This is a genomic window from Dethiosulfovibrio faecalis, from assembly GCF_021568795.1.
GTDB classification, from domain to species: domain Bacteria; phylum Synergistota; class Synergistia; order Synergistales; family Dethiosulfovibrionaceae; genus Dethiosulfovibrio; species Dethiosulfovibrio faecalis.
This window is the reverse complement of record NZ_JAKGUE010000006.1, coordinates 21,774-47,442: the sequence shown is the minus strand read 5'-3', so window position 1 is coordinate 47,442 and position 25,669 is coordinate 21,774. Positions and strand designations below refer to the sequence as shown.

Annotated in this window: 27 protein-coding genes; 23 read left to right on the top strand and 4 right to left on the bottom strand. The window is 53.3% G+C overall.

Annotated elements, in window-relative coordinates:
- The first annotated feature begins 11 nt into the window (after positions 1 to 11).
- The 3 genes from L2W58_RS06285 to L2W58_RS06275 are packed head-to-tail and all read left to right on the top strand — an operon-like array spanning position 12 to position 2,975.
- Complete coding sequence (locus L2W58_RS06285; protein WP_236102501.1) at positions 12 to 839, top strand: amino acid kinase family protein; 828 nt, start codon at positions 12 to 14, stop codon at positions 837 to 839.
- The gene (locus tag L2W58_RS06280) at positions 809 to 1,933 is read left to right on the top strand and encodes an aspartate aminotransferase family protein (protein WP_236102500.1); all 1,125 of its coding nucleotides are present in this window, start codon (positions 809 to 811) and stop codon (positions 1,931 to 1,933) included. The genes L2W58_RS06285 and L2W58_RS06280 overlap by 31 nt, the downstream gene beginning before the upstream one ends.
- Positions 1,914 to 2,975, top strand: a complete 1,062-nt coding sequence (locus L2W58_RS06275) for a M20/M25/M40 family metallo-hydrolase (protein WP_236102499.1) — start codon at positions 1,914 to 1,916, stop codon at positions 2,973 to 2,975. The genes L2W58_RS06280 and L2W58_RS06275 overlap by 20 nt, the downstream gene beginning before the upstream one ends.
- Here L2W58_RS06275 and L2W58_RS06270 read toward each other — a convergent pair.
- Genes L2W58_RS06270 through amrA form a run of 3 tightly spaced genes read right to left on the bottom strand, consistent with a single transcriptional unit; the run spans position 2,972 to position 6,152 of the window.
- Entirely contained in the window at positions 2,972 to 3,796 is an 825-nt protein-coding gene (locus L2W58_RS06270; RefSeq protein ID WP_236102498.1) for a MerR family transcriptional regulator, read from the bottom strand. The two genes, L2W58_RS06275 and L2W58_RS06270, sit on opposite strands and share 4 nt — an antisense overlap.
- A 57-nt stretch (positions 3,797 to 3,853) precedes the next feature.
- Positions 3,854 to 4,843, bottom strand: coding sequence for an AmmeMemoRadiSam system radical SAM enzyme (amrS, locus tag L2W58_RS06265; protein WP_236102497.1), 990 nt, complete (start codon positions 4,841 to 4,843; stop codon positions 3,854 to 3,856).
- Complete coding sequence (gene amrA / locus L2W58_RS06260; protein ID WP_236102496.1) at positions 4,833 to 6,152, bottom strand: AmmeMemoRadiSam system protein A; 1,320 nt, start codon at positions 6,150 to 6,152, stop codon at positions 4,833 to 4,835. Before amrA ends, amrS begins: the two co-directional genes overlap by 11 nt.
- Before the next feature lie 159 nt (positions 6,153 to 6,311).
- Here amrA and L2W58_RS06255 point away from each other — a divergent pair, with 159 nt between their 5' ends.
- The 20 genes from L2W58_RS06255 to L2W58_RS06160 all read left to right on the top strand — a co-directional run bounded on the left by L2W58_RS06255 (position 6,312) and on the right by L2W58_RS06160 (position 24,762).
- Entirely contained in the window at positions 6,312 to 7,817 is a 1,506-nt protein-coding gene (locus tag L2W58_RS06255) for a response regulator (protein ID WP_236102495.1), read from the top strand.
- The gene (locus tag L2W58_RS06250) at positions 7,804 to 9,327 is read left to right on the top strand and encodes a DUF342 domain-containing protein (protein WP_236102494.1); all 1,524 of its coding nucleotides are present in this window, start codon (positions 7,804 to 7,806) and stop codon (positions 9,325 to 9,327) included. The genes L2W58_RS06255 and L2W58_RS06250 overlap by 14 nt, the downstream gene beginning before the upstream one ends.
- A gap of 107 nt (positions 9,328 to 9,434) precedes the next feature.
- Entirely contained in the window at positions 9,435 to 10,307 is an 873-nt protein-coding gene (locus tag L2W58_RS06245) for a betaine/proline/choline family ABC transporter ATP-binding protein (protein WP_236102493.1), read from the top strand.
- A complete protein-coding gene (locus tag L2W58_RS06240) occupies positions 10,297 to 11,151 on the top strand; it encodes an ABC transporter permease (RefSeq protein ID WP_236102492.1) in 855 nt (284 codons plus the stop codon). The genes L2W58_RS06245 and L2W58_RS06240 overlap by 11 nt, the downstream gene beginning before the upstream one ends.
- 92 nt (positions 11,152 to 11,243) lie before the next feature.
- Positions 11,244 to 11,786 (top strand): biotin transporter BioY, encoded by a 543-nt coding sequence (locus tag L2W58_RS06235; protein ID WP_236102491.1) that lies wholly within the window; start codon positions 11,244 to 11,246, stop codon positions 11,784 to 11,786.
- A gap of 207 nt (positions 11,787 to 11,993) precedes the next feature.
- Entirely contained in the window at positions 11,994 to 13,202 is a 1,209-nt protein-coding gene (locus L2W58_RS06230; protein WP_236102490.1) for a DUF3798 domain-containing protein, read from the top strand.
- Between the two features lie 168 nt (positions 13,203 to 13,370).
- Positions 13,371 to 14,975 (top strand): sugar ABC transporter ATP-binding protein, encoded by a 1,605-nt coding sequence (locus L2W58_RS06225; protein WP_236102489.1) that lies wholly within the window; start codon positions 13,371 to 13,373, stop codon positions 14,973 to 14,975.
- The gene (locus tag L2W58_RS06220; protein WP_236102488.1) at positions 14,975 to 16,018 is read left to right on the top strand and encodes an ABC transporter permease subunit; all 1,044 of its coding nucleotides are present in this window, start codon (positions 14,975 to 14,977) and stop codon (positions 16,016 to 16,018) included. The genes L2W58_RS06225 and L2W58_RS06220 overlap by 1 nt, the downstream gene beginning before the upstream one ends.
- Positions 16,015 to 17,115, top strand: coding sequence for an ABC transporter permease (locus L2W58_RS06215; RefSeq protein ID WP_236102486.1), 1,101 nt, complete (start codon positions 16,015 to 16,017; stop codon positions 17,113 to 17,115). The genes L2W58_RS06220 and L2W58_RS06215 overlap by 4 nt, the downstream gene beginning before the upstream one ends.
- A gap of 14 nt (positions 17,116 to 17,129) precedes the next feature.
- Positions 17,130 to 17,519, top strand: a complete 390-nt coding sequence (locus tag L2W58_RS06210) for a DUF6672 family protein (RefSeq protein WP_236102484.1) — start codon at positions 17,130 to 17,132, stop codon at positions 17,517 to 17,519.
- 103 nt (positions 17,520 to 17,622) lie between these two features.
- Positions 17,623 to 18,408, top strand: coding sequence for a DUF2993 domain-containing protein (locus L2W58_RS06205; RefSeq protein WP_236102482.1), 786 nt, complete (start codon positions 17,623 to 17,625; stop codon positions 18,406 to 18,408).
- A gap of 7 nt (positions 18,409 to 18,415) precedes the next feature.
- Complete coding sequence (locus L2W58_RS06200) at positions 18,416 to 19,195, top strand: ParA family protein (RefSeq protein ID WP_236102481.1); 780 nt, start codon at positions 18,416 to 18,418, stop codon at positions 19,193 to 19,195.
- Positions 19,176 to 19,844 (top strand): hypothetical protein, encoded by a 669-nt coding sequence (locus L2W58_RS06195; RefSeq protein ID WP_236102479.1) that lies wholly within the window; start codon positions 19,176 to 19,178, stop codon positions 19,842 to 19,844. Before L2W58_RS06200 ends, L2W58_RS06195 begins: the two co-directional genes overlap by 20 nt.
- 96 nt (positions 19,845 to 19,940) lie before the next feature.
- Positions 19,941 to 20,558: a 30S ribosomal protein S4 gene (gene rpsD, locus L2W58_RS06190; protein WP_236102477.1), complete on the top strand. Its 618-nt coding sequence runs from the start codon at positions 19,941 to 19,943 to the stop codon at positions 20,556 to 20,558.
- 110 nt (positions 20,559 to 20,668) lie between these two features.
- Positions 20,669 to 21,763 carry a putative NPN-dependent ornithine cyclodeaminase gene (locus L2W58_RS06185; RefSeq protein ID WP_236102475.1) on the top strand — a complete coding sequence of 365 codons (1,095 nt, stop codon included), beginning with the start codon at positions 20,669 to 20,671 and terminating at the stop codon, positions 21,761 to 21,763.
- A gap of 1 nt (position 21,764) precedes the next feature.
- A complete protein-coding gene (gene larB / locus L2W58_RS06180; protein ID WP_236102473.1) occupies positions 21,765 to 22,520 on the top strand; it encodes a nickel pincer cofactor biosynthesis protein LarB in 756 nt (251 codons plus the stop codon).
- Positions 22,517 to 23,332: an ATP-dependent sacrificial sulfur transferase LarE gene (gene larE, locus L2W58_RS06175; protein WP_236102471.1), complete on the top strand. Its 816-nt coding sequence runs from the start codon at positions 22,517 to 22,519 to the stop codon at positions 23,330 to 23,332. Before larB ends, larE begins: the two co-directional genes overlap by 4 nt.
- Before the next feature lie 57 nt (positions 23,333 to 23,389).
- On the top strand, positions 23,390 to 24,136 hold the full coding sequence (gene gpmA, locus L2W58_RS06170) for a 2,3-diphosphoglycerate-dependent phosphoglycerate mutase (protein WP_236102469.1): 747 nt from the start codon (positions 23,390 to 23,392) through the stop codon (positions 24,134 to 24,136).
- A gap of 5 nt (positions 24,137 to 24,141) precedes the next feature.
- A complete protein-coding gene (locus L2W58_RS06165; protein WP_236102467.1) occupies positions 24,142 to 24,384 on the top strand; it encodes a hypothetical protein in 243 nt (80 codons plus the stop codon).
- A complete protein-coding gene (locus L2W58_RS06160) occupies positions 24,385 to 24,762 on the top strand; it encodes a transglycosylase SLT domain-containing protein (protein WP_338033074.1) in 378 nt (125 codons plus the stop codon).
- Positions 24,763 to 24,787: 25 nt separating this feature from the next.
- Here L2W58_RS06160 and L2W58_RS06155 read toward each other — a convergent pair whose 3' ends face one another.
- Complete coding sequence (locus L2W58_RS06155; protein WP_236102464.1) at positions 24,788 to 25,594, bottom strand: universal stress protein; 807 nt, start codon at positions 25,592 to 25,594, stop codon at positions 24,788 to 24,790.
- Positions 25,595 to 25,669 lie beyond the last annotated feature (75 nt).

Genomic DNA, 25,669 nt, shown 5'->3' with positions numbered 1-25,669 from the left:
AGGCGATGCGGTTGAACTTCAAAGGAGTTGTCAAGATCGGTGGTGCCAGGGGGAACGACCCTACGCCGCTTCTGCGGGAGCTTTCCGAACGGGCGGCCTTGGGAGAAAAATGGTTGCTCGTTCACGGAGGTAGCGGAAAGATGGAGGAACTGTGTCTGTCGTCGGGCATAGAACCCAAGTACGTGTACAGCCCAAGCGGATTCAGGAGCCGTTTCACCGGTAAGAGGGAGATGGCGCTTTTCGAGGGAGCCTGTTCTTCCGTCTCCATTGATTTGATCTCGTCCCTCTGGTCCATGGGAACCCCCGCTTGTCCCGTGTGGCCCAGCGATGGTTTCGGTGCCACTGCAAAGGCGAAGGACGCCTTGAGAAGCGTGGAGGACGGTCGAGTAATGGTGTTGAGGGGGAACAGGAGCGGTTCGGTAAGACGGTTCTTCGGCGATGCCGTTGAGGCCGCCTGGAGAGCCCAGGCGATACCGGTGATGCCCCCTTTGGCGGTGGACGAGGATGACGGAGGTCTGCTGAACGTGGATGGCGATCGTTTAGCCGCTCTTGCCGCTGCGTCTTTGGGAGCTTCCGTTCTCGTGATACTGAGCAACGTTCCGGGGGTTCTCAAGGACGTCGAAGACCCCTCGTCTTTGATGCGCTCGGGAACCTTGGAGGAGTTGATGTCCCTGTCGAAGGGCAACATGAAGAGAAAAATGGTCGCAGTCCAGGAGGCTCTGGAGGGCGGAGTGGACAAGGTAATCCTATCGGACAGCCGGGTAGAATCTCCTTTGTCCGGAGCTTTGGAGGGAAGGGGGACGACCGTATGTCGGGCCTGTACGGCGGAAGAGGGTTGAGGATGGCCTCCGGCAAGGGGGCGGAACTCTTCGACGATGGGGGCAAGAGGTATGTGGATTTCATGGCCGGTCACGGATCGTCTCTTTTCGGGCACTGTCATCCAGATTTGATCGCCGCGGTTGAAAGTGCCTCTCGAAGTCCCTGGTCGATAGGGCTCGGGATCGACTCCCATTCCAGGGACCGTTTTCTGTCGGTTCTGAGGTCCCTGCTCCCCGATGGACGGGTTTTTATGTGCAACAGCGGAACCGAGGCAGTCGAGGCGGCCTTGAAGCTGGTGCTGGCCCATTCGGACAGGCCCAGGATATTGGCCTTGAAGATGGGTTTCCACGGTAGGACGTTGGGGGCCCTGGGACTGACCTTCAACCCCAAGTACAGAAAACCCTGGATGTCATCACTGCTTCCGGTGGAGCATCTTTCCGCCGAGGAGCTTCTGGACTCCGTCGATCAAAGGACGGCGGCGGTCTTCGTCGAGCCGGTCCAGGGTGAAGGAGGAGTCTACCCGATGGACCCCGATTACGGCAGGGCTCTGAGCGATCTATGCAAGGAAAACGGGGTTCTGCTCGTGGCGGACGAGATTCAGTCCGGATGGGGGCGTTGCGGTTCCGTCTTGGCCTCTACCTTGGTGGGGCTAGATCCGGACGTCGTGTGTCTCGCTAAGGGGTTGGCGGGAGGTCTTCCCGCCGGGGCGACAATATGGAAGGGATCGGTCGGGGATTTCCCCTCCGGGGGACATGGCACGACATACGGTGGCAATCCCTTCATCTCGGCGGTCGGATTGGCCGCCTGGAATCTTCTGGAGGAACGAAAATATCCCCTTCAGGCCGAGACCAAGGGAGTCGGTTTTATGGAGGCTCTCAAGGGCATAGATTCCCCTCAACTCAGAGATGTTCGGGGACTGGGGCTTTTAGTGGGGGTCGAGACGGCCAGGCGTTCCACCGAGTTTGTCAGAATGCTTCAGGACCGAGGGGTCCTGGCGCTTCCCGCCGGTCCCAAGGTGCTCCGCTTTCTGCCTCCGTTCGTGGCGGAGAGGAGCCATTTCGACGAAGTCGTCCATGCTTTGGAGGAGGTCTGCCGTGAGTTGGATCGAAGGTGACGGAGGCTTTCTCAGGGAGTTGGTCGAGTGCAGAAGCGAGAGCGGAGATGAAGAGAGTTGCTGTGTCCTTCTCTCCTCTCGACTTCCTGCATTGGGCTGGGAGTCGGTGGTACGGGACGAGGTAGGCAACGTCGTAGCGTCCAGAGGGGCCGGTCCCAGGGAGCTGTTGATGATGGGGCATATAGACACAGTGCCTGGAGGTCCGAAAACCGAGGTAGAAGGGGATGTCCTGTGGGGGAGGGGGTCGGTCGATGCCAAGGGGCCTCTGGCGTCGTTCTCCTTGGCAGGAGGTCGGGCCATCGTTCCAGACGGTTGGCGGTACACGTTGATCGCCGCGGTCGGAGAGGAAAGGGACTCCAGAGGTGCCAGATACGTAATGGATAGCAGAAAAGCTCCTATGGGCTGCATCATAGGAGAGCCCTCCGGAGGGGACGGCGTTACGTTGGCCTACCGGGGTTGCCTCTTCCTCAGCCTGGAGGCCTTCGACGGAGGAGCCCATAGGAGCGGAGGCTCCGGTCCTCTCACCGAGACCCTTTCGTCGGCGTCGGAGATCCTCAGGATGGTCGAGTCGATGGACGAGGATGGTCCGATCATTCGAAGATATTCAGCCGCCGTGGCCTCCATGTATGGGGTGGAGAAAGGTGAAAGGTGTGCCTCTATAGACCTTGACGTTCGTCTTCCATTGGGAGCCGATCCATCGTCGCTTGCTCGGAGTTTTCAAGAGATCTGCTCTGCCAGAGCGGTGGATATGTCGGTACGACAATCGGTGTCGGCCCATATGTCCGACAGGAGGGATCCCGTGGTAAGGGCCTTATCCACCTCCGTCAGGGAGGAGGGATTATCTCCCAGGCTACTTGCCAAGGGGGGAACCGCCGACTTCAACGTGGTGGCCCCGTGGGGAGTTCCGATGGCGGCCTACGGTCCGGGAGATTCAGGACTGGATCACGGTCCGGACGAGAGGCTTTCGATCGGCGAGCTGAAGACGGCGATAAGGGTGTTGGAGAGGGCGCTGCCGAGGGCCTGTATGCTTCTCGGTGGTTAGGCTTTTTTTATCACAGGAACGGCTATTTCCGTTCGGAGATCCGCAGGAGACGGCACCGTATCGGGGCAATTCAGGTATATCTCCCGATCCGGCCCCGTCTTCTCGTAGCCGTTCTCTCCTATCCAGTCGTACAGTGCTCCGTAGGCCGTCTGAATTCCCTCGTAGGGTCCGCAGTGAAGGACGCTCGCCGCGGTGCACCCCTCTAGTTTTCTGCACTTGAAGGGCTGGGCGGTCTCCACGATCCGGTCCGTCGTCATGGCCACCTCCACGTCCATGTGTTCCGGGTCGAATTCCTTGCAGTGGTAGAGAGCCACTCCTACGCCTTCGGTCGGTAACCCGAGGGAGTCCATATAGGAGCACACTTCCCCATAAGCGGCCATCATATCCTCCCCTATTCTTGGAAGAGCCGTCATGAGTCTCTTGGATATCACGATCATTTCCTCCATTTCCCTGACTATAACCTTGTAGTCCACGAAAATCTCCTCCTTTTTCATGGTAAGTTGGTCCAGCATGTCCAGCGTCCTCCTCATGGAGGATACCTTTCTTTCAAGTCTTCCCCGGTAGTTGTCGAGTCTTTCGGCTAGAACCTCGGGGTTTCTCTCGGCCAGAAATCCCCGGATCTCGTCCAGCGGCATGTCGAGAAGTCTCAGGACCCTTATTCGCTCCGATTCGACTACCTGTATAGGAGCGTAATATCGGTATCCGGTCATGGGATCCACCGAGACGGGGTTAAGCAATCCTTGCTCGTCATATATCCTGAGGGCTTTTTTCGACAGCCGGCTCAACCTGGAAAACTCTCCTATGGTCATTTTGTAGCTCATACAGCGCCCTCCCATTTATACAGAATGTTAGACCTTCCCCTAAGGGTAAGGTCAAGCCTAGTGAACGATTATGTCCGACTGGGCACCGCATTCGGAACATCGTCCGTCCTCAAGTAGCCCCATCGCGTCGACCCGATAGCCCGCCCTCGTGACCAGAGGCGCTCCGCAGCTCAGGCATCTGGTGATGGAGCCAAGGCCCCTGTTTCCCTGATAGACCCTCATGAGTTCCGAGGAGGCCAGGTCTGCCATCCGGTCCATCAGCCTTTCGTCTGTAGGAAGGGCGTCCCATCTGTGAGCTGGGTAGTACCGGTTTATATGAAGGGGAATGGCCGGGTCAAGGTGGTTCAACCATAGAAGCATTCTCTCGAATTCTTCCAGATCGTCGGAAATACCGGGAACCACCAGCCAGGAGATCTCCAGGTGTATTCCCCTTCCGTGGATGGTTTCTATAGTGGATTTCGTCGCATCGAGACTTCCCCCCATCTTGGTGTACGTGCTCTTGTCGAAGGCCTTAAGGTCCACGTTGGCGCAGTCGATCGATGGCAGGAGGGGTTCCAAGGGGGCTGGGGCGATCTGTCCGTTGGTGACCAGGACCGTTTTCTTGCCCTTTTCCCTAAGCATGGGCAGGACGTCGATGAGGAACTCGTAAGAGACAAGCGGTTCGTTGTAGGTGAAGGCCACCAGGTCGGTCCCGCTTCGGTCCGTCAGGTTCGATATGTCGGAGGGAGACATATCGGTCGTAAGGGGGGCACCGTCAAACCTAGTGAGTCGCCAGTTCTGACAGAACGGGCAGTTCATGGAGCACCCCACGCTTCCCAGAGAGAGTATAGGTTCTCCCGGGTGCCAGTGGAACAGGGGTTTTTTCTCCACTGGATCGATCGCTACGGAGGAGGTCTCTCCGTAGTTCAGCGTCATCAGTACCCCCCCCTCATTTTTTCTGACGGAGCAGAACCCGCTGTCGCCGGGTTTCAGGAAACAGCTGTGAGGACATAGATCGCATATGATGCCATCCCCCTCTGGATGCCACCATAGAGCCTCAGTCTTCATCGGATTCCCCGTGCCTCTCGACGGTAAACCTCTTTATATCCAGGTCGTCGGTGTATGCCAATCCGGCCTTGGCCGCGGCTATGGATAGTTGATCTTCGATTGAGTCCACTCCTTCGAGGTCCGGAAGCAGAACCCCCCGTCTGGAACCCTTGGAGACTATGACGCCGTAGATTCTCGGGTCCAGCTGCTCTTTATCCGCGACACTTTCGGGTTCGGAGAGTATGTCCACCGATATGGTTATCTCTTTGAGTTCTTTCGAGGTGACCGGGGGAAACCTCGGGTCCGATGTGGCGGCGGCTATGGCGTTGGACTCTATTTCCTCCGCCAGGGAAGCTCTCACGGGAGAGAGGGTTCCGATACATCCTCTCAACTGTCCTCTCTTTTTGAGCGACACAAAACAAGCCCTTGGTCGCGATAGTTCCTTGTTCGTCGTTTCGTTTGTTTTCCTGTTTTTCCCGTCGAGAAAGTTCTCGAGGACGGATCTTGCCAATTTTACCGCAGGGTGAGTTTTCGTCGTACCGGATTTCGGTTTATCGACCGTTCCCAATGCGATGCAGTAGCCGACGCCGTAGGGACCTTCGTATGAGATAACGTCCATAGGGGCTCCTATAAGTCCTATGAGGGCCATGGCGGAACGGAGGCCGCATTCCCCCGCTCGCGATATGGTCTCTGGGTCCAACCGATCTACGGGATCGGTTTTTCCCTTTATAAGGGATTCGACGATACGTTCGTCCAGTATTCTGCCGTCCGGGGAGTAACCCGCAGGAGCGTCCGGCGTCAGACGGTGAGAGAGGTCGCCGCTTGCTACCAATCCCCAGCTTCTTTTTCCCGTCATAGTCGAAAGAGCTTTTCCCATCTCGTAGGCCTCTTCCCGAGTCAGTCCTATAGGATTTGCCAGAACCACAGAGGGCATACTGGTCCATCTCTTTCTGAAAAACCATAAGGGGACGAATGCTCCGTGGTCGAGAGGGGTAATTTTGTTGTGGTACGTACGTATGGGTATCTTCCCGTCTAGGAACGAGACCAGTTCTTCGACGGCCTCTAGATTTCCGTCCAGGTTCATCGAGATCTCAGGATGGCCGAATCCTCCCATGTCTCCTTCATAGGTAGATCCGGTCGATATGGTCAATCCCCTGAACGAGAACGAGTGGGGCGATAGGATCAAGATCGCATCCGGCAAGTTATTCGAGAGCTTTTTCGCCAGACCTTCCATCGCTTCAATCGTGTCGATAGCCTCCATCTGTCTGCCTTCACCGATGTTATCCACTATTATGGGTGGATGAGGGGTAAGACATCCCCATCGCCACATGTACAGGACCTCCTCTTGGATGAATTTTGGAGCTCTGTATTTACTATACGCCAAAGGCCATTAGATGGGGAGTGTAGGGCTGAGTTGATAAGGGTGTTACAATTAAAAAAACGCTCTGCCGTTCATCTGGCAGAGGACGATAGAAGACGGAGGCTGACAATGTCCAAAACGAAGATCTTGATAGTCGAGGACGAGATCATCATCGCGATGGATCTCAGGGCTAGGTTGGAGCGAATGGGATACGAGGCCGTCGAGTTGAGCGATGTCCTGGATATCTCTCTCGGATCCGTCGCTTCTCACGATCCGGACGTGGTTTTGATGGATATCCGATTGGGAGAGGGAATGGACGGTATCTCTCTTGCCGGCGAGATAAGGAGGGATCTGGATATCCCTGTTATCTTCGTAACGGCCCATTCCGATAGTCTGACCTTGGATAGAGCTGGCCGTACAGATCCATACGGTTATCTCATAAAACCGGTAAAGGATAGAGAGCTTCAGGTGGCCATCTCCATGGCGATGCACAAACACCACACCGAGGGGCAGCTGCGCAAACTTTTCCATAACATACCGAACGGGGTTATGGTCTTGAGGTACGACGAGAGCGCTCACGATCTGATCGTAGAGTCGGTAAACCCGGCGGCGATGAAGATGGACGGAGTCGAGGAGGTCATGGTGGGAAGGCCTCTCTCCGCCTATCTGATGAGGTCCGTCTGTTACGATCTGGAGGGAAGCGGTTGTTTCGGTCTGATAGAGACGGTCTATCGGGTATGGAAGACCGGCGTATCGGAGCCCTACACGTTGACTTCCATAAGGGACGATTCGATTCTGGGATGGAGAGAATATTTCGTATACAGATCCTCTAAGGACGAGGTTACTTTCGTCTTCCAGGACGTGACGGAGAGAAAGCGGCTGGAGGAGACCCTGAAACTGAGAGCCAGCGACATGATGTACAGCATAGAACATCTGGAGGCTCTCAGGGCCTCTCTGGACGTGGCCTTGGAAAGCGATCTTTCGGTAGCTCAGAGGATATCCTATATCGCCGATTTCATGGCCAAGGCCGTGAGCGAGCCGGAAAGTATGTCCGTCAGAATCGTCTGGGAGGACAAGGAAGTCAGAAATTCTGGATTTCAGGGCATGAGGTGGATTTTCTCCCGTCCTCTGTTCAGAGGACGGCGAAAGATAGGTTCCGTGGAGTGGGGTTACTCGAAGGAAAGGCAGGATCTATTCGAGGGGCCTTTCTCGAGAAAAGAGGTCGACCTTTTCGAGTCATTAGTGCAGGTGATTTCCCATCTGGTAGAGGATAGCATGGTAGAGAGAGAGCTGCGAGGGCGGGTAGGGATTCTCCAGGATGTTCTGGATTCTTTCAACGTGCCGGTTCTATGTCTGGATAGAGATGGACGGATAGTCCACCTTAACGGATCTATGGAGGAATTGTTGGAGATGGGGAGGGAAGAGGTTTTGTCCCTGTCTCTGGACAGGATTCCTTCCGATATCGCGAGAGGGCTCTCTCCCGTATCCGCCAGGGTCTTGGAATCCGGGGTGGCGGAGAAGATGCGGTTGGAGGAGTTCTCGGTGGAGGTTCGGCCGACTTTGAACAGGGGGATAGTGTCAGGTGCGATGATTTTATTCCCCGTTTCCGGGAGGTGCTGCAATGACATCTCATGACGATCTGGAGGAGAGACGGATCGAGCTCGGCGTTGCGATGGCCGAATCGTCTTTGGATAAGCTTCTGGTCGATCTGGGAAAGCTCGTAGAGGAAGGTGAGCTTCCCGACAACGAGGTCTTGCACGGGTCCTTCTCCTATAGGGTGTCGGTAGATAGATTAACGGTTTTTTTGGATCTTTTCCCTCCGACGGAAGGCGGGGAGCCTCTGGAGTCGTTGTCTATATTCCAGGCCCTGAGGGAGCATGGTATAGACGAAATTCTGGAGGAAAACGTCATCTTCGCCGTATCCGAGTGCAACAGAGAGAGGAAGACCTTGCAGAGGGTGGTGGCAGCTCAAGGAATTCCTCCTAAGCCTTCCAAAAACGGGTCTATAAGATATAACATTCCCTTTCGAGAAAACGGTTCGGAGACGATAGACGAAGAAAAGAAAGTGGACTACAAGGATAGAGGAACCATATTGTTTGTCGATGTCGGGGAGGAACTGGCCTATGTGGATCCGCCGGAAGAGGGGGAACCCGGGAAGGATGTCTATGGCAGGCAGATTCCCGTAACCCCTCCGGAACGTCTTTTTCTATCCGCTGGCAAGGGGGTCGAATGCGTCGACGGAAGGGTCTTTAAAGCTACCGTTCAAGGGCAACCGGTATTAAGAGGCCAGGAAATATCGGTAAGAGAGGTTTATATCGTCTCCGGAGACGTGAATTTATCCACCGGGAACGTGGATTTCGCCGGATCTGTCGTGGTTCATGGAAATGTTGCGGAAGGGTTTTCCATCGTATGTGGAGGTGATCTTGAAATTCGAGGTACGGCAGAGTCGGCGTCTATATCGGTCGTTGGTAACGCTAAGATCAACTCCATAATAGGTGAAAACTCCAAGATAGACGTTAAGGGAAGTCTTGAAGCGCGCTTTATCCAAGGCGGTGAAGTCAAGGTAGGAGAGGATGTCGTGGTGGGATCCTATGTGCTTCACTCCTATCTACAGGCCGGAGGCTCGATCGTCGTTAAAGGACGTAAGGGGATAATCGGAGGACATCTCGTCGCTCTCGATAAAATAGAGACGACGGTGGCAGGTGCCCCGATGGGAACGGCCACCGTCTTGGAGGTGGGGGTGATGGCCCATCTAAAGGCAGAACTTGCGGATCTCGAGTCCAGGATAGATAAGGGGCAGGATGTGCTGAACAAGATATACCAAGTGGTGAAGGCCATATTGCCCAGATTCAAGGAGGGACATCCGGTTCCTTCCTCCATGAAGGAAAGGTTGAAGATAGTCCAGGATAAAAAGGAGGCCTTGACCGAGGCGATTCAGGGCTGGAAAGGTCGTGAGATGGTTATAAGGCGTCAGATGGCTCAGATGTCGGGTGCTTTCCCTACGGTCTCGGTAAGACAAAAGGTGTATCCCGGTGTAGAGGTAGTCATATATAACGTCAGAAAAGCCGTTCGGGAGGAGTTGCGCTTCGTTACGTTTTTCAGAGATGCTGACAATAATCAGATAAAAGAGAGCCCTTATTCGTGATTGGAATGTGTTTCGTATAATGTGTGCTATAATAATAAGATAGAACTGAGACGGTGATCTTCTTTTGGAGATGATATAAATTAAAAATCAAGGAGAGTGATGGAAAGTTGACAGCGATTATAGAGGTGAAAGACCTTTGGAAGGTCTACGGCAAGGATGCTATCGACGTCGACGTCGAGGACGAGGATCTCATAACCGAATTTGACGAATCGGAGGATACGGTGGTCGCCATAAGGGGCATTTCCTTCGAGGTCCAACGAGGAGAGGTTTTCGTGGTTATGGGGCTTTCTGGCAGTGGAAAATCCACTCTTATAAGGAGCATTCTGCGTCTTATAGACCCCACCTCGGGTTCCATAGTGGTCGATGGAGAAGACGTTACCCAACTTGACCGTGATGGATTGGTCCAGTTCAGGCGTGATCACGTGGCTATGGTGTTCCAGCATTACGGCCTGCTTCCCCATCGAACAGTCCTTCAAAACGTTGCTTTTGGTCTCAAATTAAAGGGAATTCCTCAAAAGGAGAGAATCGACAGAGCCATGATCGCTCTAGAGCGAGTCGGGCTTAAAGGGTGGGAAAATTACTATCCTTCTTCTTTGAGCGGCGGGATGAGACAGAGGGTCGGTATTGCCAGAGCGGTGGTGATGGATTCTCCGATTCTCCTGATGGACGAGCCTTTCAGTGGATTGGATCCTCTCATTCGCAGAGAGATGCAGGACGAACTCATCCGTTTGCAAGAGGAGATGCACAAGACTATATTCTTCGTCACACACGATTTGGACGAGGCTATGCGTCTCGGAGATCGAATGGCCGTTATGAAAAACGGCGATATAGTTCAACTGGGGCATCCTTCGGAGATTTTGGCCAACCCTGCCGATGAATACGTGGCTCGCTTCGTCCACGACAAGAGAGAACAGCTCAGGATGGCCGATGCCACCAAGAATTGCCCGGTTTCCGAGGAGGTGGTCTCCGATGTTTCCTGATGCATGGGAATTTCACGTAGCTCAATACGTAAACGACGGAGTCGATTGGCTTCTGGTTCGCTTTGCCCCGGCTTTCGACAGTATCTCCGTGTTCATTTCCTCCGTGCTTTCGGGAATACAGAGTTCTCTGGAGATGGTGCCTTGGTGGGCCTATGTCGTTGCGGTAGCCTTGGGTGTATGGTTGGCAACTGGCAAGAAGAAATCTGCTGTGATACTGGCTTCTTTGACTTTCTGTATCGGTCTTTTCGGCCTTTGGGGGTTGGCTCTCGAGACCCTCTCGATAATAATCACGTCCGTTCTGATCTCCCTTTTGTTGGGTATCCCCCTCGGAGTAATGACAGCCGAGTTCCCCAGAGGAACCGCCTTTATGAAGCCTCTTCTCGATGGAATGCAGACCATGCCCAGTTTCGTCTATCTCATACCGGCCATGATGTTCTTTGGACTGGGAAAAGTCCCCGCGGTTTTCGCCACGCTGATATACTCGATGCCTCCTGTCATACGACTGACCACACTGGGACTTCGACAGGTTCCCAAGCCTGCACAGGAAGCCGCTATCGCCTATGGTGCCACCAGATGGCAATTGCTCAAGGAGGTCCGTCTTCCTTTGGCCATGCCTGGGATAATGGCTGGTATCAATCAGACCACCATGATGGCGTTGGCCATGGTCGTGGTGTGTGCGATGATTGGCGCTAGGGGGCTCGGGCAGGAGGTTCTGTTATCTATAAACAGGATCGATATCGGCAGAGGGTTCGAGTCAGGGATAAGCATCGTCATAATGGCGATAGTCATAGATAGGATTACCCAGGGGTTGGGCAAGAGATGGGAGCCCAAGAAAAGACAATAGCGTCAACCTTTTATTTTTTTAAGTTGACATTCCTGGCGTAGCCGTGTATCCTCTCGTCGTGGTAAATAAAACTACGACGAGAGGATTTTTTTATGAAGATCAAAACGAGGGATATGGTTCTGGTTGCTCTTTTCGCAGGGCTTACCGCGGTAGGTGCATTCCTGAGAATTCCCATAGGTCCCGCCCCCATCTCGATGCAGAATTTTTTTACGGTGATGTCTGGCTGTCTCTTAGGAGCCAGGCTCGGAGCGGCCTCTCAGGGGCTGTACGTCTCTCTGGGATTGATAGGGGTCCCTGTCTTCACCTCCGGAGGTGGTCCGTCCTATCTGCTTAACCCGACCTTCGGTTTCTTGCTGGGTTTCATTTTTTGTGCCTGGATAATAGGGAGATTGATGGATGGCAAAAAGCCGTCGGTGTTTGGATTTTTCCTTGCCTCCTTAGTGGGATCCACGGTGGTTTACGCTATAGGGGTGCCGTGGCTTTACGTTATATTGACCAAAGTATCCGGGATGGATATAACGTTTATGGAGGCCGTTAAGATGGGGTGTCTGGTTTTTATTCCCGGAGATCTGGTTAAGATAGCCTTGGTCTCTTGGTTGTCCAGTAGGATAGTTCCTTTAATAGCTAAAGGGTAGGTGTTGGGGTTCACCGGATCGCTCAAAAAGAGCGATCCGGTTTATTTTTTTAGTTCAAAACGTGACATAAGTCTTCGTATGTGATATTAACGAAAAAATGTCTATCTTGTCGTCTTTCTGGTGAGTGTGAGATTTGACAACCTTGTGCGCAGTGTAATAAGGTGAATACGGTGCTTAGTGCCAAACTATCATTAAGGGGGCAAGTTTATGAAGAGGTACATCAGTTTATTGCTCAGCGTCTTTATGGTTGCGGTCTTAGCTTCGACCGCTCTCGCAGATGCCGCTTTCCATATCGGTATCTGTACCGGAACGGTGTCTCAGTCCGAGGACGATCTCAGAGGAGCCGAGGCCATGATCGCCAAATACGGCGACGTAGCCGACGGTGGAATGATCAAGCATATCACCTATCCGGATAACTTTATGCAGGAAATGGAGACGACGATTTCCCAGATAGCTTCCTTTGCCGACGATCCTCTGATGAAGGTCGTAGTGGTCAATCAGGCTATACCGGGGACTACCGAAGCCTTCCGTCGCATAAGAGAGAAGAGGGACGACATCCTCCTCTTCGCCGGTGAGGCTCACGAGGATCCCGGCGTCATCGAGTCCGTGGCGGACCTTGTTATTAATGCTGACAATATCGCCCGTGGTTACCTCATCATTGCCTCGGCTAAGAAGCTGGGAGCTACCGACTTTGTCCACATTTCCTTCCCCCGCCATATGAGTATTGAGTTGCTCTCCCGTCGTCGTAACATCATGGAGGCCGCCTGTAACGATCTGGGGATCAAGTTTCACTTCGAGACCGCTCCTGACCCCACCAGCGACGTGGGCGTGGCCGGAGCCCAGCAGTTCATCCTCGAGAAGGTTCCTGCCTGGCTAGATAAGTACGGCACCAAGACCGCTTTCTTCTGCACCAACGACGCCCACACCGAACCTCTCCTTAAGAGGGTTGCCGAGGGCGGCGGTTTCTTCATCGAGGCGGATCTTCCCTCTCCTCTCATGGGTTATCCCGGAGCCTTGGGAGTCGAGCTTGCCGACGTCAAGGGCGACTTTCCCGCTATCCTCAAGAGGGTAGAGGAAGCCGTTGTCGATCAGGGAGGCAAGGGGCGTATGGGAACCTGGGCCTATTCCTACGGCTACACCAACTCGGTGGCCCTGGCGGAGTTCGGTCGTCAGTGTGCGGATAACGGAATCGACCATAAGCACTTCCGCAGGAAGTTCAAGCTGGCCGACCTTTCCGCCGCTTACTCCGAGGCTACTCCCGGATCTCAGTGGAACGGTAACTTCTACACCGATATCCAGACCGGAGTCCAGAAGAAGAACCACGTCCTCATGTATCAGGACACCTATATGTTCGGCAGAGGATACCTCGACATGACCAGCGTGGAGGTTCCCGAGAAGTATTTCTCCGTTAAATAACCGCTATTGCGATATAACGGGAGGGGAGCGGATATTCGCCCCTCCCGGTTTTTAAGGTCCTTTCCCGTTGTTCCCGAATTTTATCTACTTGGATTTATTTTTTTGTTATTTTTTCGGGCAGATGGCTGGCTGACAGATGGTATGTGCCCGATTGACGAGGTGAGTTATATGGCATCAGAACCGCTCTTGAAAATGGAGGGAGTCGGCAAGGCCTACTTCAGCAACAGGGTTTTGAAGAACGTCAATTTTACCCTGGAAAAAGGCCAAATTCTAGGGCTTGTAGGCGAGAACGGAGCAGGCAAGTCCACGTTGATGAACATCCTTTTTGGCATGACAGTGATACATGAGACCGGAGGATACGAGGGAGATATATTCATAGACGGAGAGAGGATCGATTTCAACTCTCCTTTGGATGCCCTCAGGGCTGGAATAGGAATGGTCCATCAGGAGTTTTCCCTGATACCCGGTTTTTCCGTCTCCGAGAACGTGGTCTTGAACCGTGAGACCACCAAGTATAACCCTCTGGTGGAGGCTTTCGGCGATAGACTCAGGACTTTAGATAGGGTGACGATGGTTCAACGAGGCCGGAAGGCCATCGATAAGCTGAACGTCTCCCTGGATCCCGATACACTGGTGTCGGAGCTCCCCGTAGGCTATAAACAGTTTACCGAGATAGCCCGTGAGATAGACAAGGAAAATACCAGACTGTTGGTCCTGGACGAGCCCACCGCCGTGTTGACCGAGTCCGAGGCGGATATACTGTTGGCTTCCATGAAGAGATTGGCGTCTTTGGGTATCTCTATAATATTCATATCCCACAGGCTTCAGGAGGTCCTCGACGTCTGCGACAAGATCGTCATCCTGAGGGATGGCGAGGTCGTCTACGATACGGCTCCTGATCAGACCGACGTCATGTCCATAGCTTCCCATATGGTGGGCAGAGACGTAGCTACCGCATTCGCCCGAGATGAGGAGGAGCGTAATTTCGGCGAAACCCTCCTCTCTGTAGAGCACCTTTGGGTGGATATGCCGGGGGAGACGGTTCGAGACGTTTCCATGGAGATCAAAGAGGGCGAGATCTTTGGAATAGGTGGTCTAGCCGGACAGGGCAAACTAGGCATAGCCAATGGCATCATGGGTATGTTCCCCGCTGGCGGGAAGGTCGTCTTTCAGGGGAAGCCTATCGTTCTAAACGATCCCACTAGCGCTCTGGAGGCGGGAATGTCCGCTGTCTACGAGGATCGCCGCGGAGTGGGGCTGCTGTTGGAGGAGCCGATCTCCTGGAACATAATCTTTACCGCCCTTCAGATGCAGGGTAGATTCCTCAAGCCACTTCTTGGAGGTATCACCAAGATCAGGGACGAGGAGGCCATAGCTGAATGTGCCAGAGAATACGTAAAATCCCTGGAGATAAGATGCGTGAACGAGAGGCAGAGGGTTCAGGAGCTCTCCGGAGGCAACCAGCAGAAGGTCTGTCTTGCCAAGGCCTTCGAGACCAAACCTAAACTGCTTTTCGTGGCCGAGCCCACCAGAGGCATCGACGTAGGGGCTAAAAAGGTGGTTCTAGATACACTTAAGCTCTACAACAAGAAATACGGGACCACCGTCGTCATGGTTTCCTCGGAGTTGGAGGAACTTAGGTCGATCTGCGATAGGATCGCCATAGTCGATTCTGGGCGTATCGTCGGTACCCTCCCGGCTACCACGCCGTCCACCGAGTTCGGGGTCCTGATGCTGGGCGTGGCTAAAGAAAAAGAGAAGGTGGGTTCGTAGTGAATAAGGTCAACGAGTTTATCGAGCACGCCGGATGGCCCAGGATAATAATAGGTCTTTTTCTGCTCTCTCTCTTTGTCCTGGCTCCTTTCGTGGGAGTTCGGCTGGATGCCTCGATCAGCGATACTTTGGTCCGTTTCGGGATGAACGGAGTCATGGTCCTGGCTATGGTTCCTATGATACAGGCCGGTTGTGGTCTGAACTTCGGCCTTCCTCTCGGCATAATAGCCGGTCTCCTAGGAGCCGTAACCAGCATAGAGATGGGAGTGTATGGGCTTCTCGGTGCTTTGGTAGCCATGGCGGTAGCCATCCCCGTGGCTACCGTTCTCGGTGCTGCCTACGGACTGTTGCTTAACAAGGTGAAGGGCAGCGAGATGATGATCGCCACCTACGTGGGCTTCTCCTCGGTCGCCTTCATGTGCATAATGTGGCTGGTGCTTCCCTACAGGAGTTCCAACATGGTTTGGGGTTACGCCGGAAAGGGATTGCGTACGACCATATCGGTAGAGGGCTTCTGGCATCAGGCCATAAGCGACATAGCCTCCTTCCGTATAGGAGAGTTTTTCTACATTCCCACCGGAATATTTCTCTTTTTCGCCCTTCTTTGTTTCTTCATGTGGGTATTCATGAGGACCAGGACCGGCACTGCCATGACGACCGTGGGGTCCAACCCGGAATACGCCAGGGCCTCCGGGGTCAATATAGACAGGATGAGGATAGTCTCCGTAATTTTGTCCACGGTCCTCGGAGCGATCGGAATCATCGTGTACGAGCAGAGTTTCGGCTTTATTCAGCTCTACATGGGACCGTTCTACATGGCCTTTCCCGCGGTCTCTGCAATCCTCATAGGGGGAGCCTCGGTACATAAGGCGACCATAATGAACGTCATAGTAGGAACCATATTGTTTCAGGGGATACTCACGATGACCCCGTCGGTCATAAACAGCATGATACAGACCGATATGTCCGAGGTCATCCGTATAATAGTCTCCAACGGTATGATCCTATACGCTCTGACCCGAGTAGTGAAGGTGAAGTCATGAATAAGAAAACCGATAATCTGAAGCATATTCTCGTTCAAAACGCGGTTCCGATAGTTTTCTTGGTGGTTAGCGCTTTCGCCATACCTATTTCCCAGTTTTCCGGATCCTATCTTATTCAGGAGATGCTGATCCGTCTTTCCCGTAACTCTTTCCTGGTCCTGTCCCTGCTCATTCCAATAATGGCCGGAATGGGCCTGAACTTCGGTATGGTCCTGGGAGCCATGGCAGGTCAGATAGGGCTGATTTTCATCAGCGACTGGAACGTGGTGGGCGTCCCGGGAATGCTCCTGGCAGCCATAATCTCGACCCCCCTGGCCATGTTCCTGGGGTGGCTCTGTGGAGTCGTCTTGAACAAGGCCAAAGGCAGAGAGATGGTTACTTCCTTTATCTTGGGGTTTTTCATGAATGGTGTCTACCAGTTAATAGTTCTTTACGGGTTCGGCGGCATTGTGCCTGTTACCAGCCCTAAACTAGTACTTTCTAGGGGATATGGGATCAGAAACGTAACCAACCTGGAGGGGATAAGAAAGTGTCTGGATAACCTCCTTCCTATCTCTATCCAGGGGATAGAGATCCCTTTGGCGACCTTTATCGTAATAGCGTTGTTCTGCACCTTCGTGGTCTGGTTCCGTAGGACCAAGCTGGGGCAGGATATGAGAGCGGTGGGCCAGGATATGGACGTCGCCAGAGCCGCCGGGATACCGGTGGAGAGGACCAGGCTCCTCTCCATAGTAATCTCAACGGTCTTAGCCTGTTACGGTCAGATAATATTTCTTCAGAACATAGGGACCATGAACACCTACAACAGTCACGAACAGGCAGGCATGTTCGCCATAGCCGCTCTGTTGGTCGGAGGGGCCAGCGTGAGCAAGGCGTCCATCTTCAACGTGTTCTTAGGGGTAGTCCTGTTCCATCTGATGTTCGTCGTGTCTCCTATGGCCGGGAAATACCTGATCGGACAGGCTCAGTTGGGCGAGTACTTCCGGGTCTTCGTCTCCTATGGCATAATCTCCCTCGCTCTGGTGCTTCATGCCTGGCGACGTCAGAAGGAGAAGGACAGATCCCGTAGAGGCCTCCGTGGAACCGTAGCGGAATAGATGGAGGTGAAGAGATGAAGCCTAGACAGATAGTGGTCAACATACTGCTTTTGGCTGCTTTCGTAGGACTCGGTATGTATTGTTACAACGAGGGAAAAGCCTACGATATATTGATAGACAATGCGGCTTTTTCCCACGAAGGTACTACCTATGAGGCGTACGAGGCCATCTTGGTTACGGTGGACGGAGAAGGAGAACCGCTCTACCTGGTAGAAGGAGACAGAGGTGCTGCTACAATCTCCGGGAAAAAACACGTTATCCTGGTCGAGGAATTGGATATAGACGATAACGTGGAAAAATCTCATAAGGTATCATTTAAAAACAAGGAAATGAGGGGCAAGGTAGTGAATGTAGTTCCTTTGGTTAACGGAAAGCTTCCAGGGTGGAGCTATCCGCTCAAATAACTTTTAGGGGGCCTTTGGGCCCCCTTTTTTATACCGTGTTTTTATCTTCAGTTCTTTCGTAGTAGAATGTTCGAAGACAGAACGAAAAAAGGAGGTCGCTCCCTTGAAATCTAGGTTGTCGATAGCGAGTATAGTTCTTTTGATGGCGGTTCTTCTCTCCTTTTCTACTGCATATGCCGAGATAAGATCCTTTGTTGGCGGTATAGAGGGGAACGATCCCGAGGTTCGACTTTTCCGTTGGCTCGTTGACAGGGTAGCTCCCGAGAGTGCTTTGATGGTCTTGGATGGCCCTGTTGATAAAGACGGCAAGGTGCGTCATCTCTACTTCGAGGCGGTTGGGCCGTCCCTGGATGGCTTTAAAGTAGCGTCGATCAAGGTGGAGACGGTGTTCAACGACTTCGGGCCCTTAGAGTTATGGGGTGACGGAGGGCCAGCCGATGTAGATGAGATCGTTATGGGGTATTTTGACGCTGTCATCACCGACTCGGACGTCAACGATTTTCTCAAGGGACTCGTCGTGGAGGACGGTTCTGGGAGATGGGAAGAGCTCTCCGTCATGTTCTCTCCGTCGGGGATATCGGCTAAAGGCTATTACAGAGTAGAGGACCCGGTATCTGTGAGAATCAAGGTCGACCTTCAGGGCGAGTTGACGTTGAAGGAAGGGCGGGAGATCTGGATAGACCGCTATGTGTTCAAGATAAACAACGATGATCAGTCGTCTTTGGTGGAAAAGGCCCTGAGAGATGCCCAGCCTATAGTGGATATGGAGGACTTCGTCTTCCCCGTCCATCTGAAGAGCCTGGATCTGAAGAAGGGGCGAATGCGTCTCGCCACCAGAGTCCTTCCTGCTCCATTCGATGGGATTTCTCTATCCTACAAAGCGAGGTAACTTGGACGTGAAGATTATCGGTTTTTGCAACCTCAAGGGCGGTGTCGGCAAGACGACGTTGTGTCAGAACCTGGCTGTAGCCGTGTCCTCTATGGGCTATAGAGTTGCGGCGATAGATCTGGACCCTCAGAGCAATCTATCCGCAGGTTGGGGGATTGTGGTTGAGGAGGGAGCTTCTTACGTATACGATTATCTTATAGGTGAGGCGTCTATCTCTGATCTGGCGGTTCGAAGAGAGGGCGTCGATGTCGTCCCCAGTAGCCTGGATCTTGCCGTTGCGGAGTTGCAGCTGGAGCGGGAGCCCGGCAGAGATACTCTTTTGAAGTCCGCTTTGGACAGCGATGAGGTGCGGGAGTACGACTATATATTCTGTGATAGCCCTCCGCAGTTAGGTCTATTTACCAGAAACGTTTTGGCTGCTGCGGACGAGATAATGGTTCCCCTGGAGAGCGAGTTCTATAGTCTGGCGGGGGTCCGTCTGCTCGACTCCACGGTTAAGTTGTTTAAGAAGCGACTTAATCGAGATCTCTCAGTGGGCGGAGTGGTCCTTACCAGGCACAACCCCAAGGTGATAATGAACAGGGAGGTTCAGAGAGAGGTCTCCTCTTACTTCGGAGATTCGCTTTACCGTAGATATATAAGGCAGAATATCAGCGTGGTCGAGGCCAGCGGAGCGGGTATGTCAGTCCTAAGCTATGATGCTGGCTGTAACGGTGCCAGGGATTACCGTCTTCTGGCGAAGGAATTTATGGAGAGGCAGGAGAACAATGGGCAGAAAACGACCTAGCCTGCGTAACTATCTCACCGAAGGCGACGATGCCAGAGATCTCGATATCCTCGATGCCCCTCCTTATATAGATTCTTTATCGGAGGAGATGGCAGGATCTTTGCTTGAATCATGTCCTTCCGAGCCGCTGACCTCAAGCGAGTGGGCTGTGGCGGCGAGATGTGCGCTTTTAAATTCTAAGGGCACAAAACCCTCCGTGGAGCTGTTGGCCGGGATGTTCCGCTCCGACGATAGGGATTCGATCCTCTCCTCGGTCGAGGCTCTGACCGATCGGAACGTATTGTCCTTAGAGGACGGGGTTTTGACCGTTACGGATCCCTCCTTATGGCTTGCTTGCGATAGTGGGGAGTCCGATGAGATCCCTGAAGAGGACGATCGGATCGATGTAGATCCTATGGACATGCTTAAAGAGGAGGACCGGTCTCTTTGGGCTCCGATGTTGAGGTCCGTCGAACCATTGCCTCTGGTCCTTTCGGAGATAAAAAAACGATTCGACGAGGCCGATCCGGTTGTAACCCAGTTTTTCGTCCTGAGGAAAGTCGAGGAGAGTTTGGTTCCCGTCACCAGGTCAAGTCAGATAAGACCTCCCATAAAAGCCATGTTGATCTGGTCGGAGGGGGAGGGAGCCGATTTTTACCTTGAGTTTTGATGCTTGACAAAAGGGCAAAAATCCCGTAACTTGTGCAGGATGCATCAGGCTGCTGGACAATGCCGTCACGCAATCCATCTATAAGGAGAGCTCGGTATGTCAAAGAACACGAACAGAAAGACCGCCCCTAAGGGCAAGATGGTACGCCGTTTCGGAGTCAACGTTTTCGGTAACACCAAGTACGACAGACTTTTGGCCAAGAAGAGCAGTGCGAACAACAAGAATAGACGTCCGGCCAAGCAGTCGATCTACGGTCAGCAGTTGCTTGAGAAGCAGAAGATCCGTTTCGCATATGGCGTCAGCGAGAAGCAGCTCCGTGCGGCCTACGCCAAGGCCAAGAATCAGGGCGGTGTCGCTGGTCACAATATGTTGATACTTCTCGAGTCCCGTCTCGATAACGTGGTCTACCGTTTGGGGCTCTGCTCTACCAGGCCTCAGGCCAGACAGCTTGTCCGTCACGGTCACTTCACCCTCAACGACAGGAAGGTCGACATTCCCAGTGCGCTGGTCAAACCCGGCGATGTCATCGCCGTGGCCGAGAAGAGCAGGGAGATGAAGGTACTTCGGGAGAACGCCGAGGTCGCTTCCGCCGTTTCCAAGCCAGGCTGGTTGTCTCTCGACGGGATGTCCGGTAAGGTGGAGCGTCTGCCCGAGCGTCAGGAGATACCTACCATCGCCGACGAGCAGATCGTCGTCGAGTACTACTCCAGGTAGTCTTTTCGTACGGTAAAAGCCCGTCCAGAAGGACGGGCTTTTTTCGTAAGCTTTTACGGACGGTGGATTTATAGCAGAGTCGAGATTTTCTATCCGGGAGGGTTTTGCTGATGTCCTTTTCGCTTCCTGTATATCGGTCTCCAGATTTCGACGGAGACCGTTTTTTAGCCGCTCCGAATGCGGCTTTTGCCGAGGTAACAGTCTCTGGAGTGGCTCCGGAGGGTTTTCACGTTACGTCTATATATCCGGAATATTTCAAGATCCATGGACGATGGATACTGGCCTGTCCCTCAAGGATGGACGCCGTGCCGGTTCTTAGAGATGACGGAGCTCTCGATATCGTGGAGTTCAGGAATCTCGTGGCGGGGGATAGGGTCGTACTGGGCAGATCGGAGGATGGTTCGGAAGGGATTTTCGTTCATCCCGACGGTTTTATTACGGAGGATGAATCCGATGATGTCTTCGCATTTCGAACGGGACGTTCTAGGGAAACCGCCTACTCCTCTGACTACGACAAGCTGTACGAGCTCCTACGCCACGAGAGGGACCACGGTCGTATCGTGTGGGTATTGGGACCGGCGGTGGTGTTCGATTACGATTCGAAGCACGCTTTGGCTCAACTGATATCCCTAGGGTACGGACATACGGTTATGGCAGGAAACGCCATGGCCACCCATGATCTGGAGGGAAGCTTGATAGGAACCGCATTGGGGCAGGATATCTACACTCAGAAACCTCGTCCTTTAGGTCATTATAATCATCTGGACATCATAAACGATGTCAGGCGATCCGGTTCCCTAGAGTCCTTCATAGAGGATCGAGGTATTCAAGATGGCGTGGTACACGCCTGTATATCGGCCGGAATCCCCCTTATCCTTGCCGGCTCCATAAGGGACGATGGACCTCTTCCTCCTGTCTACTCGGATGTCTACGAGGCCCAGGACACTATGAGGGGCGTTATCGCTAATGCTACGACGGTTATCTGTCTGGCCACCCAACTGCATACCATCGCGACGGGGAACATGACTCCCTCTTATACCGTAAAGGAGGGGAGGGTCCGGCCGGTGTATCTCTACAATGTCGACGTGTCCGAATTTGCCGTCAACAAACTCAGAGACCGAGGGACCTTGGAGGCCACTACCATAGTGGCTAACGTCCAGGATTTTTTGGTTCTTCTTCGCAATGCCGTTTGTGGGAGGAGATAAAATGACGGAGAGAGAGCTTTTAAAGGCCCTCAGGGCTGTGAAATCCGGCGATATGACCCCGGAGAGTTTCGTGAAACAGGTAAAGTTGGAGCCTTTTCAGGATCTGGGCGAGATTAAGTTGGATCATCACAGGGCACTCAGAAGAGGGGTCCCGGAGATAATATACTGTCCCGGCAAGAGCGACGAACAGCTGAGAGCCATAGCGATGGCTTTGATAGGGAGAAGAGGGACATTCCTCTTTTCCCGAATAAATCCCTGCCAGGTCGATATAATGAGATCGATTTTTCCTGACGTAGTCCACCACGAGAAGGCCAGGATCGTCGCGATAGTCGATGGAGATGAAGAGAGAGGGCTTTACCCGGGCGTCACAGTGGTGGCTGCCGGTAGCAGCGATGTTCCGGTAGCGGAGGAAGCGGCGGTTACCGCCGAATATCTCGGCTGCGAGGTGCGTCGTATTTTCGATGTCGGAGTCGCGGGAATACATCGTCTGCTCTCCTACGCGGAGGTACTTATGTCGTCCAAGGTCGTAGTCGCGGTAGCTGGGATGGAGGGGGCTCTTCCCGGGGTGGTCGCCGGTTTGGTGGGATGCCCGGTAATAGCGGTTCCCACCAGCGTCGGGTACGGTGCCAACTTCGGGGGGCTTTCCGCTCTCCTTACAATGATAAACACCTGTGCTACAGGGGTCACTGTCGTGAATATAGACAACGGCTTGGGGGCGGGGTACACCGCAGGCACCATAGCCAGGCAGTCCAGATGAGACGAGGAGACGAGTCCTTACTTAGGGAGTTCTTCCCCTCCGAGGTAGCCGACAGGCTTTTAAAACTGTCCTCCGTTTTAGTCTCCTTTTCCGGAGGGGTCGATAGCTCGGCCATAGTGGCTTTGCTGGCTGGCATCATGCCCGATGGAACGGTTCACTCCGTTCTTTTCGATTCCTTTTTGCATCCCGAGAGGGAGAGAGGAAGAGCCGTCTCCATGTGTCGAGACCTGGGGGTCGATCTTAGGATAATCCCGGGGCCCGAGCTGTCGGACGATCGTGTTATGGGAAATCTCGAGGGACGTTGTGCTTTCTGCAAGGAGCTTCGAATACGCGAGATCCTCCGGTTGAGGGAGGAGATGGGGATAGATACGATAGTGGACGGAACGAACCACGATGACCTTCAGGATCCTACGAGATTGGGAAACTCCGTCCTGAATAGATATCCCGTATTCAGTCCTCTTGCCGAGGCGGGGCTTTCCAAACGGAGAGTCCGGGAGTTGGCGAAGGTGCTGGACATCCCATGGTGGAACGAAACGGCCACTGCCTGTATGGCGACCAGGTTTCCTCTCGGCACTACCTTAAGAGCTGATGAAGCCAAGCGGGCATACGACGCGGAGGAGTGTCTAAAGGAGCTTGGACTCACGGTTCGGGTGAGGGTTTGGGGTGACTCCATATGTCTGGAGTTATCTCCATATAGAGACGAGACGGTGGTAGCCTTCAGGGAGCCGATAGTTGAAGGTCTCAGGGGCCTAGGATTTAGTAGAATCATGGTGGATCTCGAAGGCTACAGTACCGGTCGTACATGGCCTTAGGTGTATAATATCGACGAGGTATAAGTTGTTTTAGAACGAGGAAAGGGGAGATCGCTGGTGCATAAGTTGGTTTTGCTTCGCCACGGCGAGAGCGTATGGAACAAGGAAAATCGCTTTACCGGTTGGACCGACGTCCCTCTGTCGGAGGATGGAGTTAAGGAAGCTCATCGTGCCGGAAGGCTTTTGGCCGGAGAGGGGTATTCCTTCGATTCGGCCTATACGTCGACGTTGAAAAGGGCCATAAAGACCCTGTGGATAGTCATGGAAGAGATGGATTTGATGTGGCTTCCCGTCTGTCGGTCGTGGAGACTAAACGAGAGGCACTATGGAGCGCTTCAGGGATATAACAAAGCGGAGATGGCGGCGGAGAGAGGCGAAGCCCAGGTTAAGCTGTGGCGAAGGAGTTACGATGTTCCACCACCTCCTCTTCAGGATGACGATCCTAGATATCCCGGTAACGATCCGAAATACGCCAAACTGTCCAAGGACGATATCCCTCGTTCCGAGTGTCTTAAAGATACGGTCGACCGCTTTCTCCCCTACTGGAACGACGTGATCGCTCCGGCTATAAGATCGGGAGAGAAGGTTCTCATCGTCGCACATGGCAACAGCCTTAGGGCCCTCGTCAAATATCTGGATCGTATTCCCGACGATGAGATCCCGGGGCTGAACATTCCGACGGGGATTCCTCTGGTTTACGATTTGGACGATGAGCTTAAACCTCAGAACCATTACTATCTGGGGGATGCGGATTCTGTCCTCAAGGCCCAACAGGCTGTGGCTAATCAGGGGAAAGCGAAATAGAGACCATGAGACTCCATCTCGGAAAGGGCGCTTCAATCCTTTTGGTCCTCTGTTCCCTGTGTCTTTTCCTGACTGCCGCCTACGGAGATCCCAGGTATCCTTCCGATCTTGTCCGAGAGGGTAGCTTCGTCCAGATACACTGCTTCGATGAAGACAAGGCTCCGGTGGTGCAGCAAGTCCTTCGAGATTACTTTGACGTTATCGACGATAGTATGTCACCTAAAAGACAGAGACTGTATTCCATCTAAGTGTCTCGCTCTTCCGTAAAATACGGGGTGGATCCCTTTATCCTGGCTTCTGTCATGATCCAAAGATCCGGGCTCTCTTGGGTCTTGGCGGAGGGAGGAGCCTATGGGCTGATGGCTCTAGATTGGGAGAAACACAGGAGATGGATCACGGAGGACCATCCTAGGGTTCAGTCCAGGAGGGTCCTCTGTAAACCGGTCATAAATGTCAGGATCGGAACTGATCTGATGTCACGTAATCTGAAACGAGGCGGCATGGACTACGATATGATGGTAAGGAACGAATATGACGATGTTCCCGGAGCGTACGAGGTCATTTGGGAGCACTACAGGAATATGGCCCGTCTTTTCAGGGAAAGGGTTGAGGCCGACGGTCTTTAATAACCTGCTACAGGTGACTTGCAGTCTACTCCGTAGGTATTATGAGTATAGGGCATCTGGTCCTTTCCACGAGGGCTTCCGCGGTGTTCCCGAGGATCAGCTGCCATATATCCGTTTTAAGAGGTAACCCAAGGACCAGGAGGGATGTTCCTAGGTCGACTATCGCCTTGGGTAGCTCCTCCTCCGTCTGACCTCCTACCAGTTTGGTCTCGACTAGATCGTTCCACTTTCCGACCTCCTCTTTTGCGGCTTCAATCGCTTTGGACGCCTGGTTGAAAAGGCCGTGGGCCATGGAGGCATCCTCCATGGGAACTCCGTGTAACAGGGTTATCTTTGTCTTTTTCTGTCGTCGGCCAAGAACCCTTTTCAGACCATCCAGGATGTTTTGCGTTCTGTTTACCTCCAGATCGGTAGCCACTACGACGTTTTTCAGTATATCTCCAGGTATCGTCGGAGGGGTGCTCCACCGGAGTATCAATTGAGGCAAGCCCAGAGATTGAACGAGAGGAACTACGGTGGTGTCAGGGGACACGGTTATCACCGCGACGGAACAAGCCTCTTTCTGAGCTATCGTAGAAAATATCTCGTCTTTCTCCCCTGCCTCCACGTAGAAGCGAAAGGGAATGCCGTTCGGGATGGATCTCTCGCACATTTCCTTCAGTATTTCCTGAGCTCCGGAGACGACAGACGGGGTATCGACGCCTATCGACGTGCTTACGGCGTGTACCGCTATGATCTCTTCCGACCTCTCTGTGAGATGTGTCGCCACCCACTTTAAATCCCTTTCGGATCTTTCCGATAGGTCGGAGGGGTACAGTATCTTTCTGAACATGAAGATCGCTCCTTCCGTCTTTAGGCTGGGGTATCTATTTCCATAATATCGAAATAATGCGTCTTGTCCATCTTG